The sequence below is a fragment of the Acetobacterium sp. genome (genome assembly GCF_041752335.1).
Classification (GTDB): domain Bacteria; phylum Bacillota; class Clostridia; order Eubacteriales; family Eubacteriaceae; genus Acetobacterium.
Map to the genome: position 1 here is coordinate 16489 of NZ_JBGSHG010000079.1, position 18441 is coordinate 34929.

At 44.6% G+C, this 18441-nt stretch carries 15 protein-coding genes and 1 pseudogene; 14 read left to right on the forward strand and 2 right to left on the reverse strand.

Features of this window, described 5'->3' with window-relative positions:
• The first annotated feature begins 87 nt into the window (after positions 1–87).
• Positions 88–2460: a homocysteine S-methyltransferase family protein gene (locus ACEW8F_RS10130; protein ID WP_373483351.1), complete on the forward strand. Its 2373-nt coding sequence runs from the start codon at positions 88–90 to the stop codon at positions 2458–2460.
• 146 nt (positions 2461–2606) lie between these two features.
• Positions 2607–3833, forward strand: a complete 1227-nt coding sequence (locus tag ACEW8F_RS10135; protein ID WP_373483352.1) for an ATP-binding protein — start codon at positions 2607–2609, stop codon at positions 3831–3833.
• Positions 3834–3964: 131 nt separating this feature from the next.
• Here the strand turns inward: ACEW8F_RS10135 and ade are convergent, their stop codons facing one another.
• Positions 3965–5680: an adenine deaminase gene (gene ade, locus ACEW8F_RS10140; protein WP_373483353.1), complete on the reverse strand. Its 1716-nt coding sequence runs from the start codon at positions 5678–5680 to the stop codon at positions 3965–3967.
• Positions 5681–5898: 218 nt separating this feature from the next.
• Between ade and ACEW8F_RS10145 the strand changes: the two genes are divergently transcribed.
• Positions 5899–6627, forward strand: coding sequence for a flavin reductase (locus tag ACEW8F_RS10145; RefSeq protein ID WP_373483354.1), 729 nt, complete (start codon positions 5899–5901; stop codon positions 6625–6627).
• A gap of 38 nt (positions 6628–6665) precedes the next feature.
• On the opposite strand, the gene ACEW8F_RS10150 is transcribed toward ACEW8F_RS10145, so the two are convergent.
• Entirely contained in the window at positions 6666–7742 is a 1077-nt protein-coding gene (locus tag ACEW8F_RS10150) for a DUF1611 domain-containing protein (RefSeq protein WP_373483355.1), read from the reverse strand.
• A 298-nt stretch (positions 7743–8040) separates the two neighbouring features.
• On the opposite strand from ACEW8F_RS10150, the gene ACEW8F_RS10155 reads away from it, so the two are divergent.
• The 11 genes and pseudogenes from ACEW8F_RS10155 to ACEW8F_RS10205 all read left to right on the forward strand — a co-directional run bounded on the left by ACEW8F_RS10155 (position 8041) and on the right by ACEW8F_RS10205 (position 18433).
• Positions 8041–8673 (forward strand): TetR/AcrR family transcriptional regulator, encoded by a 633-nt coding sequence (locus ACEW8F_RS10155; protein ID WP_373483356.1) that lies wholly within the window; start codon positions 8041–8043, stop codon positions 8671–8673.
• Positions 8670–8939, forward strand: a complete 270-nt coding sequence (locus ACEW8F_RS10160; protein ID WP_373483357.1) for a DUF2087 domain-containing protein — start codon at positions 8670–8672, stop codon at positions 8937–8939. The genes ACEW8F_RS10155 and ACEW8F_RS10160 overlap by 4 nt, the downstream gene beginning before the upstream one ends.
• 6 nt (positions 8940–8945) lie before the next feature.
• Complete coding sequence (locus ACEW8F_RS10165) at positions 8946–9869, forward strand: alpha/beta hydrolase (RefSeq protein WP_373483358.1); 924 nt, start codon at positions 8946–8948, stop codon at positions 9867–9869.
• A 530-nt stretch (positions 9870–10399) separates the two neighbouring features.
• Positions 10400–11059: a corrinoid protein gene (locus ACEW8F_RS10170; RefSeq protein ID WP_373483359.1), complete on the forward strand. Its 660-nt coding sequence runs from the start codon at positions 10400–10402 to the stop codon at positions 11057–11059.
• A gap of 43 nt (positions 11060–11102) precedes the next feature.
• A pseudogene (locus ACEW8F_RS10175) lies at positions 11103–12491 on the forward strand (monomethylamine:corrinoid methyltransferase).
• A 276-nt stretch (positions 12492–12767) separates the two neighbouring features.
• The gene (gene pylSc / locus ACEW8F_RS10180; protein ID WP_373483360.1) at positions 12768–13604 is read left to right on the forward strand and encodes a pyrrolysine--tRNA(Pyl) ligase large subunit; all 837 of its coding nucleotides are present in this window, start codon (positions 12768–12770) and stop codon (positions 13602–13604) included.
• Between the two features lie 19 nt (positions 13605–13623).
• Positions 13624–14682 carry a methylornithine synthase PylB gene (gene pylB, locus ACEW8F_RS10185; RefSeq protein ID WP_373483361.1) on the forward strand — a complete coding sequence of 353 codons (1059 nt, stop codon included), beginning with the start codon at positions 13624–13626 and terminating at the stop codon, positions 14680–14682.
• A gap of 2 nt (positions 14683–14684) precedes the next feature.
• Positions 14685–15827 (forward strand): 3-methylornithine--L-lysine ligase PylC, encoded by a 1143-nt coding sequence (pylC, locus tag ACEW8F_RS10190; RefSeq protein ID WP_373483362.1) that lies wholly within the window; start codon positions 14685–14687, stop codon positions 15825–15827.
• The gene (gene pylD / locus ACEW8F_RS10195) at positions 15824–16612 is read left to right on the forward strand and encodes a 3-methylornithyl-N6-L-lysine dehydrogenase PylD (RefSeq protein ID WP_373483363.1); all 789 of its coding nucleotides are present in this window, start codon (positions 15824–15826) and stop codon (positions 16610–16612) included. Before pylC ends, pylD begins: the two co-directional genes overlap by 4 nt.
• 10 nt (positions 16613–16622) lie before the next feature.
• On the forward strand, positions 16623–16982 hold the full coding sequence (gene pylSn / locus ACEW8F_RS10200) for a pyrrolysine--tRNA(Pyl) ligase small subunit (RefSeq protein ID WP_373483364.1): 360 nt from the start codon (positions 16623–16625) through the stop codon (positions 16980–16982).
• 95 nt (positions 16983–17077) lie between these two features.
• Positions 17078–18433 (forward strand): uroporphyrinogen decarboxylase family protein, encoded by a 1356-nt coding sequence (locus ACEW8F_RS10205; RefSeq protein ID WP_373483365.1) that lies wholly within the window; start codon positions 17078–17080, stop codon positions 18431–18433.
• The last annotated feature ends 8 nt before the right edge of the window (positions 18434–18441 follow it).

An 18441-nucleotide genomic window follows, 5' to 3' on the forward strand; every position in this document is an offset into this window, starting at 1 on the left:
CTTCTCTTAAAACTATTTTAAAATCAGTCTGCATTTGGAATTAATTGGGTAAATAGAATATAGAAGCTAATACGATTAAAGGAGAATATGCCATTGAATATAAAAGAAATACTGAAAAAGAAACGGCTTTATCTGGACGGAGCAATGGGCAGCCTGCTTCAGAATCGCATTGAAACGATCGGACCGGTGCCGGAAGCTTTAAATCTGAGCCAACCGGAACTGATCAAAGAGATCCATCAACTATACATTGATGCCGGTGCCAACATTATTCTTTCCAATACCTTTGGCGTCAATGGTTATAAATTAAAAGATAGCGGTTACACGGTGGAACAACTGGTCACGGCGGGAGTCAAGAATGTAAAATCATTGAATCCCGATTATACAGCTCTCGATGTCGGACCGCTGGGAACGCTGATTGGCGCCCTCGGAGAAGTGACCTTTGATCAAGCTGTTGATTATTTTAAGGAAATTATTAAAGCCGGTGATCAGGCCGGTGCTGATTTAATCGTCATTGAAACGATGACCGATATCTGCGAGGCCCGGGCGGCCCTGATTGCTGCCAAGGAAGTGTCGGAGTTGCCGGTCATTGTTTCGATGACCTATGAGGAAAATAGCCGAACTCTCACGGGCAGTGATGCCTTAACGGCGGTTGCCATCCTGGAAGGACTTGGAGCCGACGTAATCGGGATTAATTGTTCCACTGGTCCCGATGCAATGCTGCCGATTATCAAAGAATTGATTCACTATGCCTCGGTGCCAATTATGGTGGAACCCAACGCCGGCTTGCCGCACATGAAAGATGGCAAAACCGTCTATGACATCACCATCGATCAGTTTGCCGATTATATGGTGCAAATTGCCGAAATGGGGGCATTGATTCTGGGCGGTTGCTGTGGCACAACCCCGGCCTATATCGATAAATTGAAACGGGCAACCAAAGAGCTGCCCCTTTATCCGATAACACAAAAAAGTTTTACCGCCGTATCCTCAAGCACCAAGACGATTATTTTGGGAGAAGATATCAATATCATTGGCGAATGCATCAATCCTACCACTAATCCGGTGCTTAAGGCATCGCTGCGCCAGGGCGAACTGACAGTCGTAAACCAATTGGCCAGTGAACAGAAAAAAGACGGGGCGCATATTCTGGACATCAATTTAGGTTTGCCGGATATTGATGAATTAACAATGATGCAAAAGGCGGTGGACACGGTCAGCCGACTGGTGGACTGTCCCCTGCAGATTGATTCATCCAACCCGGAAGTTATCGAAGCGGTGCTGCGAGGCTATCCCGGCAAGGCGATCATTAATTCAGTAAATGGAAAAAAATCATCAATGGATAAGATTTTCCCCATTGCTAAGAAATACGGTGCTCTTGTTCTGGGGCTGACGATGGACGAAACCGGAATTCCCAGTCTGGCGGCTGATCGTTTTGCCATTGCCGAGAAAATCATCAAAACGGCGGAATCCTACGGCATCAGCAAAAAAAATATTCTCATTGATGCCCTGGTTTTAACGGCCTCGGCCCAACAGGCCGAAGTGCGGGAAACCATCAGAACCCTGGAAAAACTCCGGGCGGAACTGGAAGTGCCAACGGTGCTGGGGGTTTCCAATATTTCCTTTGGATTGCCCAACCGTGAACTGTTAAACCGGACCTTTTTAGCAATGGCTCTGGAAGCTGGACTGACCACCCCGATTATGAACCCCAGTGATCAAGAAATGATGGACACCATCAAAGCATTCCGGGCGCTCTGGGGCTTGGATGGTCAATGCATCGCTTACGCCAATGCCTATAAAGACAGCAGCTTTGGCGAATCTAAGTCGGAAACGGAGCGAGCTGCCCTGGGCTTGAAGGAAATCATTGAAGAGGGTCTTACTGACCGGGCGGCCGAAGCCACCGCCATTCTTTTAAAAACCAGAGAACCGTTGGATATTGTCAACAATGAGATCGTTCCCGCCCTTGATGCAGTGGGAGATGCCTTTGAAACCGGGGAATGTTTCCTGCCCCATTTGATTTTTGCGGCGGAGACTGCTCAAAAAGCCTTTGAAGTTATCAAAGAAACCATGGCCAGGGATGGTCAGGCTCAGGTGGCCAAAGGAAAAATTGTGTTAGCCACCGTTGAGGGGGATGTCCACGATATTGGGAAAAATATTCTTAAAGTAATTCTTGAGAACTACGGTTACGAGATTCTCGATCTCGGCAAGGATGTCAAGGCCGAAACCATTATCCAGACCATTCAGACCGAAGACATTAAACTGGTGGGTCTCAGTGCCCTGATGACAACAACCGTTAAAAATATGCAAAAAATAATCACCGCAATCAAGGCCGACTGCCCGGCCACCACCATCATGGTCGGCGGGGCGGTTCTAAACCCCGAATACGCCCAGACCATCGGTGCCGATTATTACGGCAAAGATGCCCGGGAAGGCGCCAGCATTGCCAAAAGAGTATTTGAATAAAAATAAAAAACATGAACGGCTGAACCATTATTTTGGTTCAGCCGTTTTTAATACATAGTAATATTAGGCTTGCATGCTTGATTATTGCCAGATTTTCGGCTAAAATAGGAGTGTAATATATTTTAGCCGAAAGGGGTAATATAACAATGTATATTAAAAGAAATATGGAGCATGTGTTTTTGGCATTAAATCAGCAATATCCGGCCATTTTGATTACCGGTCCCCGTCAGGTTGGAAAAACAACCATGCTGCAAGAACTAATGAAGATTGAAGGTCGAAGCAGACATTATGTCTCATTGGATGATCTTAATGAAAGATCATTGGCCAAGTCAGATCCGGCGATGTTCTTTCAACTTCACAAACCGCCTGTTTTCATTGATGAGGTTCAGTATGCGCCGGAGCTTTTCACCTATATAAAAATGAGTATTGATCAAAATCATAAGGCCGGTGATTTTTGGATGACTGGCTCCCAGCTTTTTAAGCTGATGAGTGGGGTTCAAGAATCCTTGGCAGGGCGGGTGGCGTTGCTTCATCTTTCAACCCTTTCGCAACAGGAAATTTATAATCAGCCAGAAGGGGCGTTTACCCTTGATTTTGAGGTTTTGTACGAACGGCAGAAGCGTATTGGCTCAGTCAGTACCCCGCAAATTTTTAACCGGATATTTCGAGGCGGGATGCCGGGCTTGGTCAGTAAGCGATATGAGGATCGCAATATTTTTTATTCCAGCTACATCAATACCTATCTGGAAAGGGACGTAAGAGATTTATCGGGTTCCATCGATTCGCTTAAATTTCTGAGATTTATCACCGCAGTGGCAGCTCGATCCTCTCAAATGGTGAATTATAAGGGGATTTCTGATGATTGTGACATTGACCAGATAACGGCAAAAAACTGGCTACGGATCTTAGAAACCCTGGGGATTATTTTTTATCTGCACCCTTATTCAAATAATGTTTTAAAACGAACGGTAAAAACGCCAAAGCTGTATTTTTATGACACCGGGTTAGTCTGCTATCTGACAAAATGGAGCAGTGCCGAAACGGCTATGAACGGTGCGAGTAATGGCGCTCTCCTGGAAAACTATGCCGTTAGCGAAATTCAGAAGAGCTTTCAAAATGAGGGACAGGAATCATTTTTGTATTATTATCGGGACAAAGACGCTAAAGAAATTGATCTGATTATGGAAGGTGACGGCAAACTTTATCCGATCGAAATTAAAAAAACAGCCACACCAGTGAAAAAAATGACTCAAAATTTTTCAGTTATTGATAAATCGCCCTTTCAGCGTGGAGCAGGCGCTGTGCTTTGCATGGCCGAAAAACTAAGTGCCTTTGACAGTGAGAATCTGATTATCCCGATTGGGTTGATTTAGGGATAGTGTAAATAAAGTTAGGAAGCTTCTTTGTGGTTCTCCTTCGAGATTGGTTTGCATGATTATTATACCTATATTATTGATTCATCAGTTAGTATATCGGTATTAAGGATGTCCAATAGAAAACTAAATCACTCCAATATCAATTGAAAGGCATCCACATCAAAAAGCCCCAGATCGGTCAGGCGTAGCGAAGGGATTACTGGCAGCGCCATAAAGGAAAGGGTGATAAAGGGATCGACGCCAGGGGCGACCCCTAATTTGTGGGCACTTGCGAGGAGTGAAGCCACCTTTTCTTGAACCACTTCCCCCGAATCAAGACTGATCAGACCGGCCAGGGTCAGTGGTACAGCGCCGATTATATTGTGATTGCCAGCCACCACATAGCCGCCGCCAATTTCAGCGAGATGATTGACTGCCAGCAGAATATCCTGGTCATTATCGCCAACAACAATAATATTGTGGGAGTCATGGGCAACGCTGGTGGCAATGGCACCGTTGCGGATTCCAAAGCCCTTGATCGCCGCCACACCGACATTACCAGTATAGCGATGGCGTTCAATAACGCAAAGCTTAGCATAGCTTTCATTGGGAGCAAAAAAGCCATCTTTCCCCGGCAAGGATTCAAGCAGATGATGGGTTTCGATTTGATTCTTCACAATTTCGATGACATGATTTTTTTTTCTAATGGGGAGCTGCAGTTTTTCCGGGGTGAGGGTCTGGATATGAACTGAATTAAGGAGCCGGGGATCAATCTCGTGATGGGGTTTATGTTCCCAGAGGTGGTCGTCCACCGGGCGGCCATGCTGATAAACCTGCTCCACAGCCATGGTGCCGAGATCGGATACGATCACCAGATCGGCTCGGAAACCGGGAGCGATGGCCCCCAGTTTTTTTAGCCCATAAGCCTGGGCAGTGTTAATGGTGGCCATCTTGATCGCCTTGATTGGACATAGACCCAGATCAATGGCTTGCTTAATATTCCAGCGGATATGTCCGTCATGATGGATGTCTTGTAAATGTTTGTCGTCAGTACAGAAGAGGAACCGGTCGATGGGTAACTCCGTTGCTAATAATCCGCTGATAATGGCATGAAGATTTTTGGCAGCAGAACCTTCCCGAACAAGAATATAAAACCCCGCCCGCAGTTTTTCCAGAGCTTCAGACCAGGTGGTAGATTCGTGTTCGCTGTTGATCCCGGCGCAAGCATAAGCCTGGAGCGGTTTTCCCGAAAGTCCCGGCGCATGGCCATCAGAAACCTTATGTCGGCACAGGGTCAGCTTATCAAGAATCACCGGATCACCAGCCAGGACATCCGGAAAACACATGATTTCCCCCAGGCCCAGAATCCGGGGATGATCCAGATACGGTTGCATATCGGCAGTCAAAAAAGGTCCGGCACCATTTGTTTCGAAGGGGGTGGCTGGCACCGAAGAAGGCAGCATCACAAAAACGTTTAAGGGGATCTGCTCAGTAGCATTTAACAGATAGTTCAGTCCGGTTTTTCCCGCCGCATTCACCAGCTCATGGGGATCGGCAATAATCGTTGTGGTACCGGTGGGGACGATCGCCCGGGCCAGCTCAAAGGGCGTAACCATTGTGGATTCGATGTGCATATGGGCATCAATGAATCCGGGAACAATATATTTCCCCTTCAGATCCACTTCTTCAAGACCCTCGTAAGATCCGATCCCGGCAATGGTGCCGTTGGAAATAGCCAGATCACCCAAACAGATTTCTTCTGAAAAGACGTTAACAATCCTGGCGTTTTTTAAAACAAGATCGGCTTTTTCAAAACCGTTGGCAACGGCAATGTTTTTTTTGAGTATTTCTTTATATTTTTTCATATTCCATCCTATCTACGGTTAGCAATTTTGCATGGGGTGATAAATTATTATAACCTGATACATTCCCTTTTTTACAAAAAAAAGCAATTTTTATATGAATCTTTTCAAAAAAAGGTTATAATGACAATTAGAACATCAATTTATTCCTGTACTTCAATTTGCTTATAAATTATAATAATTACAAAGTAGATGGTAATTCTAAGAAAGTGGTGAACGAAATGAAAAAATGGCGCTGTACAGTATGCAATTATGTACATGAAGGTGATACCCCTCCAGACAAATGCCCGATTTGTGGAGTGGGACCGGATAAGTTTGTTTTAATCGATGATACGGAAGTCATTAAAGAAAAAAAATGGCGTTGTACCGTTTGTAATTATATACATGTTGGTGAAACCCCTCCCGATATTTGCCCGGTTTGTGGCGTGGGACCGGAAAAATTTGTTCTGGTTGAAGACGTTGAGGATGGTTTAACCGATAAAAAAAGAGAGGCCTTGCAGACCTTATTATTCAATGTCAGTTATGGCTTATATATTGTTTCATCCATTAAAGATGAAAAACTGAACGGAATGGTTTCCAATACCTTTATTCAGGTTACCAGCACCCCTTTAAAAGCCAGTGTCTGTTTGGGAAAAGGAACCTTGACATCTGAATATATCAGAGAATCCGGAGTTTTCGGGGTCTCCATTCTGGGAAAAGACAATCTCAATCTGATCAAGCATTTTGGTTATCAGAGTGGCAGAGATGTTGATAAATTTAAATCCCTCAGCTATATTGCTGGAAAAACCGGCTGTCCCGGTTTACTGGAAACCCTTTGTTTTGTAGAATGCGAAGTGGAGCAGACCATCGATTTGGGCACCCACTATATGTTCATTGGCAAGGTTGTTGACGGGGACGGGTTCAGCAAAGACGAACCAATGACCTACGCTTACTATCACGCCACCCGATAATGAAAAAAAGCCCATGTGAAAATCACATGGGCTTTTTTTTAGTTGGTGGTTTTTTCTTTTAATTCAGGAAAAGCGTCTAAAACAGCTTTAACTAGTTTGTTGCAACCATGGAACAGGGTGTCAGTGGTGGGCAGCTGATAGTCCTGCTCATAAGCCTTAATGGTATCAGCCACTTCATTCTCGTTCATATTATCATGATTAATTGTGATCGCAATAACCTTGGACTGCGCGAAGCGTTCAATAAGTTCAATTTCACTGGAGAGGGTGGGCATTTGCAGATAATCAAAATCCACCCGGTTTTCTCGCTTGGGAGGATGCTGGACAATGATGCCATCCGGCTTTCCGCCCCGGATGATGGCACAGGAGCTGATAAATGCCGGATGACTAAGGGCGCCCTGTCCTTCTAGAATGATCACATCCGGTTTTTCGTGAATATTTGCTTCCACCACCGCATTTTCCAATTCGCCAGTCATAAATTCAGAGGGAATGGCATCCAGGGCGATTCCGTATTTTTCACCCTGAATCAAGGAGGTCTGACCAGTACCGATAAAGCTGGCCCGAAGTCCCCGTTCTTTCAGAGCGGCGATCAGCAACATCGCAGTGGTTCGTTTACCGACGGCACAATCGGTACCGAGGATGGCGATCTTCGGGGTTTTGACATTTAAAATATCGCCAGTAAAAAGATGGAGATAGCGATTGGCAAGGGGTTTTCGGATATCATAGAGTTTAACCCGGTAGCGTTTTGCCTGTTGTTTAAATTCAGAATCTTCAGAAATAAATTCATGGAGACCATTGACGATATCCATTCCCAAAGACATCGCATTGAGAAAAATACGCCGTTCTTTAATCGATAAGATGGCGTCCTTTGGGGCGATGCCATAAATAAAATATTTGGGAACCTCGGTTAATTGATCCATGGCTTCGGATAAATCACGGTAAATAGGGATCCCATTATCAACCCCCTCCAATACTTTTCCGGCATCCAGGCCTGTTTTGGTGCTGTCTATCACACATGTGATCTGGTATTTTTGAGAACGTCGGATTAAACCATTGGCAGTCTTTCCATCGGATTCACCAAATTGACCTTCACAGTAGAGTAAAGCTTTTTCTTTCATAGAGTTTAGCACTCCTTTCGCGTGACAAGAACAAGTTCTTTACAAGACAAACGATTTAATTAAATTTTCTTAATGTGTTTGAGAATAAAGGTAGTTCGATATGCACTCTTTTAATCATACCACATAAAACGGCAAATAAACGGTTCCTTAAGAAAAACCTGAGATTAGACGCATTACCTAAGAAAAATCCAGGCAGCGCGGTATCGGATTTTGAGATGAAAATAGAACTTGAGACTTGACAAAAGATAACCCGGATGATATATTGAATATAAATTCAATATATCATCCGGGAGGGATCATGGCACGATCAAAGGAACAAAATGAAAGAATGAGGGAATCACGTAAAGAAAAAATTCGTAACGCTGCGCTATTACAATTTGTCAAACAAGGTCTTTTTGCCACCCGTATCCAAGATATCGCCACAGAGGCTGGAATCGCCCAGGGACTGTTATATCATTATTATCCATCCAAAGAAGAAATTTTTGTTGATCTCATCAATGATGCACTGAATAAGACCATTGAAGCATCCTATTCGGTACGGGATATGGAAACAGGCCCAGGAGAAAAAATTCGCTTTGCCCTACAGAGACTTGTTGAGACCATCGAGCACAGTCAAACATTTTTAGACACCTGTCGCTTGATTACCCAGGCTAGCAATTCAACGGCAATTCCTCAGCAGGCTCAGGATCTTATCCAGGAAAAAAGGAATATCCCCTATCAGGTTATTGAAAAGATTATGGAAGCAGGACAAAAAGAAGGATCTGTGGTAGCGGGTGATCCCAAAATGCTGTCCATTTTTTTCTGGACCAGCATTAATGGTCTGGCAGTATATTATTCCACGAATAATAATCGGGAGGTGAAACTGGACTATCATGTGATTGCAGCGATGTTTTTGATTGAGAATCTAAGGGAAGAAGAGGAAGAAAAATGATCCAAAAGATCAAACCGTTTTTAAATGAAGAAGGGAAAATCAAGCAGATTCCTGCTAAGCAATCAAAAAAACTGCTCGTCTACGAATACCTGGCAGAAAAGTTTGACGATGATCAAGAGTATTCAGAAAAGTCGGTCAATCAGTTAATTAATTCCTGGCACACCTTCGAGGATTGTATTTTTTTAAGACGTGGATTAATTGAAGCCGGTTTTTTATGTCGATTGTCGGATGGCAGCAAGTATTGGAGAAATAAAGAAAAGGAATAGTTTACCATGAGTACAAAAGCAAAAATGATGCACTACACCATGAAATATCGTCATCTCTTTAAAGGGCAGTTGCGTCCGGAAGTAATTGATAAAAACACTTCAATCGAAAAAATACGTCGGGACTGTGATGAAACTGCCGCACGTTTTTTTAAACCAATCCCGGGAATCAGTTTTAAACCCAGTGATTACCCGACTTTTTATGCGGAATGGGTTGAAAGTGAAGACGCTCCTGAAGAAAAGGCAGTTTTGTACTTTCATGGCGGCGGTTTTGTCATGGGGAATGCCAGATCGCACAGAAATATTGTGGGAAATTTTGTCAAACATCTGGGCATCAAAGCCCTGGTTTTTGACTATCGGCTGGCGCCGGAACATCCGGCACCGGCCGCAGTCAATGATTCGGCAGCAGTTTACTGCTGGCTTCTTGAACAAGGGTATCAACCAGAAAATATTGCTTTTGCCGGGGATTCGGCCGGCGGTGGGATTGCTTTGGCCACGCTGCTAAAATGCAAGGATAATGGCATACCGTTGCCGGGGGCCTGTGCGGTATTTTCACCATGTACAGATATGACGATTTCAGGTGAGTCCCATAAAACAAGGGCAAAGGCGGATCCCTGTACACCCAAAGGAGCGAATGAGACCTATCTTGGCTATTACGTTGGAGGCGGAGATCGGAAACATCCTTATGCATCGCCATTGTTTGGCGATTTAAGTGGTTTGCCGCCAACGATTATTCAGGTTGGCGAAAACGAAACATTAAGGGATGATTCAACTCGCTTTAGCGAAAAAGCAAAAAATGCGGGTGTTGATGTGCAACTGAAAGTCTGGAAGGGAATGTTTCACTGTTTTCCTTTGTTGGCTCCAATGTTTCCGGAGGCCACTGTGGCTCTGGAAGAGGTCTGCCAATTTATCAGAAAGAATTTGAAGGACTGAGTATAGGATAATCGGCAAATTCTGATTGCTGTATCTGCAAGTGTTATATTATCAAAAGAATGGTTTTCGCCAAATTTCAGGTGGAAACCATTCTTCCGTTCGTCAGCAGATTTTCGAGGTCAAATGCTAAAGCGAAAAGTAAAGCATGCAAAAAAAGACATCATGCAAAAAAGATATAATAATCAGTATATGGAACGGAAAACAAGGCAATCTCAATCTTTTTTAGAAACAAAGCGTTGATTAATTGAGAAAAAATGACCAGAAATTTGCATCGTTTAGTAAGCGGTAGAGAGGTGGCTTGCTGCGGGGAAGTCTCAAAACCCCGATAACATTGAATTATTCAGAAAGGACTGGTAAATTTTAATTTTGGCACGATAATTGCTTTAAACAATAGTAAGACAAAAAAAGACGAAAATAGTTTAAGATTATCAAAGACGATAACGGTATTTTACTGTGTCGTCTTTTTTTTGTTTTTGATATTAATTTGTTCAAGTAACAAATTTAATATAAATAAAATAATGGAGGGAAGAATGACACGAGAAGAGATTTTGGCCAAATTAAAAGAATCGATCGTAGAAATGGATTCTGATTTAGCTGAAGAAGCGGCGCAAGAAGCATTGGAATTTGGAGTGGATCCGCTGATTGCGATTACCGACGGACTATCTGAAGGAATGCTGGTTGTCAGTGATCTGTTTGACATTGGGGAAGCCTTTGTGCCGCAATTGATGGTTGCCGCAGAGGCCTTTGAAAAGGCTGTCGTGATTTTAACCAGCGGTTTATCCGAGGATGAAAAACAAGCCTCAAAAGCTGGCAAGGTTCTGATTCATACGGTTCAGGGCGATGTTCATGACATCGGCAAAAACATTGTTAAAACAATGTTTGAAGCAAATAATTTTCAGGTTTTTGATTTAGGTCGCGATGTTCAGGTTGAACTGGTGGTGGAAAAAGCCAAAGAATATGAGGTTGATATCATTGCCGGTTCGGCATTGATGACAACAACCATGCCAGCGCAAAAAGATATTCTGCGCCTGCTTGAAGAAGAAGGTATTCGCGAAAACTACATTGTCATGTATGGCGGAGCACCTGTTTTTCAGGACTGGTGTGACAAAATTGGGGCCGATGGTTATGCCGATACCGCTGCCGGAGCCGTTGAAGTCGCAAAAAAATTATTAGCTCAAAAGGTCAGCTAATCCCTTAGTTGGTCAAAGAAATTAAAGAAAGGTGGTACCACAAATGGGAGCAATTCCAAAAAGAGTGACTGTTTTTGATGTTTATGACCGTGCCAAGATCGGCCCTAAAATGGCTGAGAATGACTGGGATTATAAACTGATACCAACAACAGCAACAAAGCTCAAAAAGAAATACGGAATAAAAATTGATAAAACCAAGATTATCCCCGACGATCCTGAAATGATGAATAATCTCTTTAAAGCAGGCGTCGAAATGTTAGTTGAGTGCGGTATCTATTGTATCGACACCGGCCGAGTCATTAAATATACAGAAGATGAGGTCATGATCGCGATCAAGAATGCGCCACGGGACGTTCCTTATGGAGAGGGAAAAGATGCTGTGATGTTGACACCACGACGATACAGTGAGGCAAAGGCGCCGATCATTCAAGGCGGACCAACCGGGGCACCCTGTTCGGAACAGTTGTTTGTCACAATTCATCAATCCTATGCCCAGGAACCGATTGTCGATACCATTGTTGATGGCGTATTGCAAACCATCATGGGTAAAGATCCGGTTCCCAACAGTCCCTGGGAAATTATGGCGGTAAAGTCAGAAGCAGTTTTTGTACGCGATGCTCAAATGAGAGCAGGACGTCCAGGGATGGGTTTATAGGGCAACGAAACTTCTTTGTCCCCCGCAGGAGTAATCGCAGCAGATTTTCCAGGCGGGATGAGGCCATCTGACAGCCATGAAGTATCCCAGCTAAACGAGCTCAAAATCGACGTAGGTGCGTTGGTTGTTGCTGCTCACTATGCATTAGCTGGTGATACGGTTATGGTTGAACAGATGCCGATATTCGGTGGATACGCCGGTGGTCTTGAAGAGACGGCCATTGTTGACGTAGCAACCACCATTAATTCTTTCGTAATGATGCAAGCGACCTGGCATCTGGATGGTCCGGTCCATGTCCGTTGGGGCATCACAACAGCCAGAGAAACCCTTGCCGTTGCCGCCCATGCAGCCATGGCAGTGGAAGCAAATTCTCACTTGATGTTAGGTAATCAATACTATACCGCCGCCGGTCCTTGTACGGTTATGTGTCTGCTGGAAACAGCAGCCCAGGCCATTACGGATACCGTCAGTGGTCGCGAAGTGCTGTCAGGGGTTGCTGCCGCCAAAGGTGTATCAACTGACTTCTTCACCGGACTGGAAGCCCGGATGATGGGTGAAGCAGCCCACGCCGTAGCCGGAATGGCTGTTGCAGAGGTCAATACTTTACTCGATAAGTTGATCAGTCTTTATGAAAAAGATTATAAAACAGCACCCGCTGGAAAATCATTTTCGGAATGTTATGACACCTTAAAAATTGAACCAACCCAGGAGTACTTGGACATTTATGATGAAGCTGTTAAGATCCTGACGGATTTGGGCTTAACCTACTGGAGCTAAAAAATTAGACATGCATCAAAGCCGGATTGGCAGACAAGATGAACTTCCAGTCTGCCAATCGGCTGAAGACGCAGCAATTATGGAGGGTGAATCGGAGTGATTACGTGGACTCTAAATCCGTGCAGTCGGGTGCAACTCCCGAACTCTCCGCCAAAAAAAGCAAAGCATCGCCACTAGATCGATTACGCCTTCAAAATAGCCATTTCTATTGGCCGTTTTTGTAGCAGATCGATTATACAGCAAATCACCTATGCATCAATGAAAGAGGTAAGAATAATGAAAATTGAATTCACCTCAAGCCAAATTGACCGCTTAAAATCATTGGGAAGTGATTTAAGTCGGGAGATGTGTTTTGAAACGACGGCGCAAAGAGAGAGCCAATTTAAAGAGTTGGAGAAAACATTGGTTTTAAACGCCAAAAAGCATTTAAATAAATTACGCCAGGACGAAAGAAAACCGCTGCTTGCGAGGGTGCAAGAATCTTTGGTTAATCGATTAACCCAGGAAGGTTTTGTCCAGGTGGTAACGCCGACGATTATTTCAAAAAAATTTCTGGAACAAATGACGATTGATGAGAGCCATGATCTTTATGCCCAGGTTTTCTGGGTGGATAAAAACAAATGCCTGAGACCGATGCTGGCTCCCAACCTGTATTCGGTTTCCAGAGAGCTACTTAAGATTTGGGAAAAACCAGTGCGGATTTTTGAAATTGGCTCATGTTTTAGAAAGGAATCTCAGGGGCATTGCCATCTTAATGAATTCACCATGCTGAACCTGGTCGAATGGGGCACGCCCATCGGCGAGCGGGATCAGCGGATCCGGGAATTAGCGGATCTGGTCATGAATGCCACGGGCCTCACGGCATATCAATTTGAAGCAGAAGAATCGGTGGTCTATGGCACAACCATTGATGTTGTCAAAGATGGACTTGAACTGGGTTCAAGTTCAAAAGGCCCTCATCCCCTGGACCCGGCCTGGGGTATTACGGATTCCTGGGTTGGGATCGGTTTTGGATTGGAACGGCTGTTGATGATTCGGGAAAAGAAAAACAATATTCAGGCGCTGGCCAGGAGCATTGCCTATCTTGACGGTGTCCGACTCAATATCAAATAGGAGAGGCGGGAGGAAGTAAATGAAAAAAACAACAGATATTCTAGATAAGGCGCAAAATGGCGTCAAATTAAATCATGATGAGGTTATTTTTCTGTTATCTCAACGCGAAGAAGCAACGCTGAACAGGATTTATGAAGCGGCCAGAAATACCAGAACCGAATACTTTGGGAATAAAATTTTCGCCTATGGCTTTGTGTATTTTTCAACTTACTGCCACAATGAATGTTCGTTTTGCTTTTATCGAAAGTCGAATGATCAGTCATTGCGATATCGAAAAAATCGCGATGAGATTGTCGACTTGTCGAAGGCGCTGGCAGCTTCCGGGGTGCATCTCATCGATCTGACTATGGGTGAAGACGCGGTTTTTTTAGAAGATGAAGAGCGGCTGATCGAGTTGGTCGATGCCGTCAAAGCAGCTACCGGGTTAGCGCTGATGATTTCCCCCGGAAAAGTCAGTGAGCCGCTGCTGGATAAGCTAATCAAATCAGGTGTTGACTGGTATGCGTTGTATCAGGAAACCTATAATCGTCAGCTTTACCGCAAAATGCGGCTGGATCAGGATTACGATCAGCGAATGAGCACCAAAATACAGGCCCGGGACAAGGGCTTTCTGCTGGAAGAAGGTTTGCTGACCGGCATTGGTGATACCATTGAAGACCGGGCTCAGGCGATGCTGGCCATGGGGAGTCTGGGTGTTTCCCAGGTCAGAACCATGACCTTTGTGCCTCAAAAAGGAACACCGCTGGAAAATGTCACCCCTCAGGATTGTGGTAATGAGCTATTGAATATCAGTGTGATGCGTCTTCTTTATCCCGATAAACTGATTCCGGCATCCCTCGATGTGGAAGGTTTGAGCGGACTTCAAGGGCGCTTGATGGCAGGGGCCAATGTCATTACATCGATTATCCCGCCCCGGGAGGGCCTGGCCGGAGTATCTCAAAGCTCACTGGACATTGATGATGGTAGCCGCTCGCTGCCGATGATTATCCCAACCCTGGAAGCAGCGGGGTTAACCCTGGCCACAAATGCTGACTATGAGAATTTTCTCAAAAAAGAAAAAATAAAGCGAGGAGCATAGCCATGAAAATACTAATCGTGGGCGGTAAGCTGCAGGGTGTTGAAGCCGCCTATTTAGCCCGAAAAGCGGGATGGAGCAGTATCTTGGTCGACAAAAATGACCAGGCTCCGGCAGCGAAGATATGCGACAAATTTCTATGCACGGATGCTACCAATGAAGAGCTGATGATCCAGCTTTTTCACAAGGTTGATCTGGTGATCCCCGCCATGGAAAATAGCGCAGTTCTGGAAAAACTGTTGGCTTATAAAGAAACAACGGGAACGCCCCTGGTTTATGACCAAAATGCCTATGATATTGCCTCATCGAAAATAAAGTCGGATCGCATTTTCCGGACAAAAAAAATTCCGGCGCCGCGCTATTACCCTACCTGCAACTACCCGGTGATTGTCAAACCAAGCAACCGCAGCGGTAGTGAGGGGGTCGTAAAAATCAATTCCCGAAAAGCACTGGAAGAAAAAGCCGAATATTTTAACGGGACCTATGTGATCCAGGAATACCTGGACGGGCGTTCTTATTCCGTTGAAGTCGTTGGCAATGGTATGGAATACAATATTTTACAAGTGACCGAAATCATCATTGATGATGATTATGACTGCAAACGGGTTGTGGCTCCGGCTGCTATTTCCAACAACCTGGAAAATGAATTGTGTATCATTGCCCAACAGATTGCCGAAATTCTTAAGATTAGGGGGATGTTTGACATTGAAGTAATCCTTCATAATGGACAGTTTAAGGTGCTGGAGATCGATGCCAGACTACCCAGTCAGACACCGATTGCGGTTTACCACTCGACCGGAATCAATATGCTGGAGCTGATGGCCGAAGCCGTTTTGCAGCAGGTCAAAAAAGTTGAGGTCATCAGTCAGCGGGTCTGTCTTTACCAGCAGATTGCGGTTAATGCTCAGGGGTGTACCGTTCTGGGCGAAAAAATCATGGGAACCGGCGGCCCGTTGGAATTGATTGAAGGTTTATTTGGAGCCGACGAAGCCATTACAAATTATGATCAGGATAAAAAAGACTGGGTCGCGACGATTATTGTGACGGCCCTGACGGAAAAGAACGCCTATTTAAAATTTGATCGGGTGCTGACTAATATTACCAATCAGATCGCAGCGGATAATTTGTTGACGGAGGCGTTACAATGACCCGGCTGGTAAAAAAAGATATCGCTGCGATGGATAAAAATTTAAATCATCTGGATCGCCTGCTGGAAGCGGTAACCGGGAAATCGTTGCTGGAAATTGGTGCCTTTGCAATGGGGAAAGCACTACCATTGATACCAACGCGAATTGCAGTTGTGCCGATTACCACCGGATTAGGGATTATCCAGGGATTTAGCGAAACAGTTACAGCCATTCTTGTTTATTTAGGAGCCGATGCTTTTACGACGGAAAAAACCGATGTCAGGGGCCTCCAGGAAGCTTTTTCCAGAGGCGCTGAGGTGGTGTTTATGGCAGATGATCAGACATTCAGTGCTTTTCATTTCAAAAATGGTAGTTGGTCAGATAATGGCGATGCCACCGGCAGAGGATTTGCCGCAGCGCTCTACCTGGCCGCAAAGGCACAAGCACAAATGGAAGTTCTTGTTTTGGGAGCCGGAGCGGTTGGTCAGGCTGCGATTGAATTTCTTTTGGAAAAGAATATTTCGGTTGTTCTTGGAGAAATCGATCAGGATAAAGCCCGGGCCTGTGGCGAAAAGTACCAGAACATCAAAGTTGCTGCGGACTGGACCGCTGGACGGTATCATTATATTGTCGAAGCCACACCGATAGCTGATCTGATAAAAACTAAAAATATTACCGACCAGTCAATTATTGCGGCGCCAGGCGTCCCCTTTGGGGTAGCACCGGCGGCAGCTAAGAAAGCTGATCAGATTATTCACAATCTCCTGGAACTTGGCGTGGCAACAATGCTAAGTGCTATTTCTTAAAGGAGGCGAAATGGAAAGATTAATCAATGCTAACCCGGTGCTGAAAGAAAATTCAGTCAATCGGGAAAAACTGACAAAACGTTATATTTCCAAAAATCACAGTTTGCTCAAGGTGATTGATAAAATAAAACTGTGGCCATCACGGTCAGGGACCCTTCATAGTATCAAGTCGGTTGAGCGGAATGGAAAGATCGTGGTGATTACAACCTTTTGCGGAGAAACTTTTACCGTTTGGGATTCAAAAAACAGCCGCAGTTCACGCTGGCTGAGAAACCGGTGGTATCAGAAGGCCTGTCCTAAATGCGGGATTCCGGAATGGAAGCTGTCAAAATATGCAACAACCGTTTTTTATGATGGCCGCCAACGATAAGTATTTTGCAGGAAAAATATAAAATAATGAGAATGATACAGCTGCTATTGTCAGCACGGTATTAATATAAATCAATGAAAATTAATGGAGGTTAAATGATGGGAAAAGATTTAATTTTAAAAACATTGCAGCATGAACCGGTGGAGGGGATTCCCTGGGTTCCATTTGCCGGGGCCCATGCCGGTATTCTGAAAGGTTATACCGCCAAAGAGGTCTTGCTTGATGGCGACAAACTCTACGAATCCCTGATGGAAGTTAAAAAAATGTATACCCCTGATGGAATGCCGGTAATGTTTGATCTGCAAATTGAAGCAGAAATTATGGGCTGTGAATTGTTGTGGGCGGAGGATAATCCCCCCTCGGTAGTGGCCCATCCCTACGCTGGTGAAAAAGTAACTCCCGGCAAATCCAAAATTCCTAAGAAAAGCGATGGACGGATCCCGATGACCCTCGATGTCATGCGTCGGTTAAAAACTGAAATCGGTGAGGAAGTCGCCTTATACGGACTCGTTTGCGGTCCAGTAACCCTGGCATCCCACATTCGCGGCAGTGAGTTTTTTATGGACATCATCAAAGATCAGAAATACGCTGCAGCGCTGGTTGAATTTTGTGCCGAGGTTTGTATGGCGATGTCAGACTATTATATTGAAGCGGGCATGGATGTGATCGGGGTGGTGGATCCAATAATCAGTCAGATTTCGCCCAAAGCCATCGAAAAATTATTCTTAAACCCCTTTACGGCAATTTTTGATCATATCAAGAGCCGAGGCGCCCTCAATTCTTTTTTTGTTTGCGGTGATGCCACCATTCAACTGGAAGTGATGTGTAAAACCCATACCGACAGTATCTCAGTGGATGAAAATGTCAATATCTATGAAGCTAAAAAAATAACCGACAAATATGGCATTGTGATAGGTGGAAATATTCCCCTGACAACGGTGATGTTATTTGGAAATCAACAGGATAACATGAAATATGTAGTCGATATGCTGGATAACATCAGTCATGATCATTTAATTGTCAGCCCGGGCTGTGATATGCCCTACAGTGTCCCAGTTGAAAACACCATTGCCTGCGTCCAGGCAGTTAAACACACCGACGATGTTCGGGAAATGATCAAAAATTATGAAGCCGTTGATGAATCCATTGATGTCGATTTACCGGATTACAGTAATCTGGAACGGCCCCTGGTAGAAGCATTTACCCTTGATTCAGCAACCTGTGCAGCCTGTACTTATATGGTCAAGAGTGCGATGCTGGCGAAAGAAGCATATGGGGATAAGGTTGACGTAAGGGAATACAAATACACCATCAAAGCGGATATTGCCAGAACCAGGAAAATGGGTGTTGAGCACTTGCCATCATTATATATCAATGGCGAACTAAAATGGTCTTCGCTTATTCCCAGCCGGGAAGAACTGCTGTCCGCATTGGAACCGCTCATTAAATAAAAAATCAA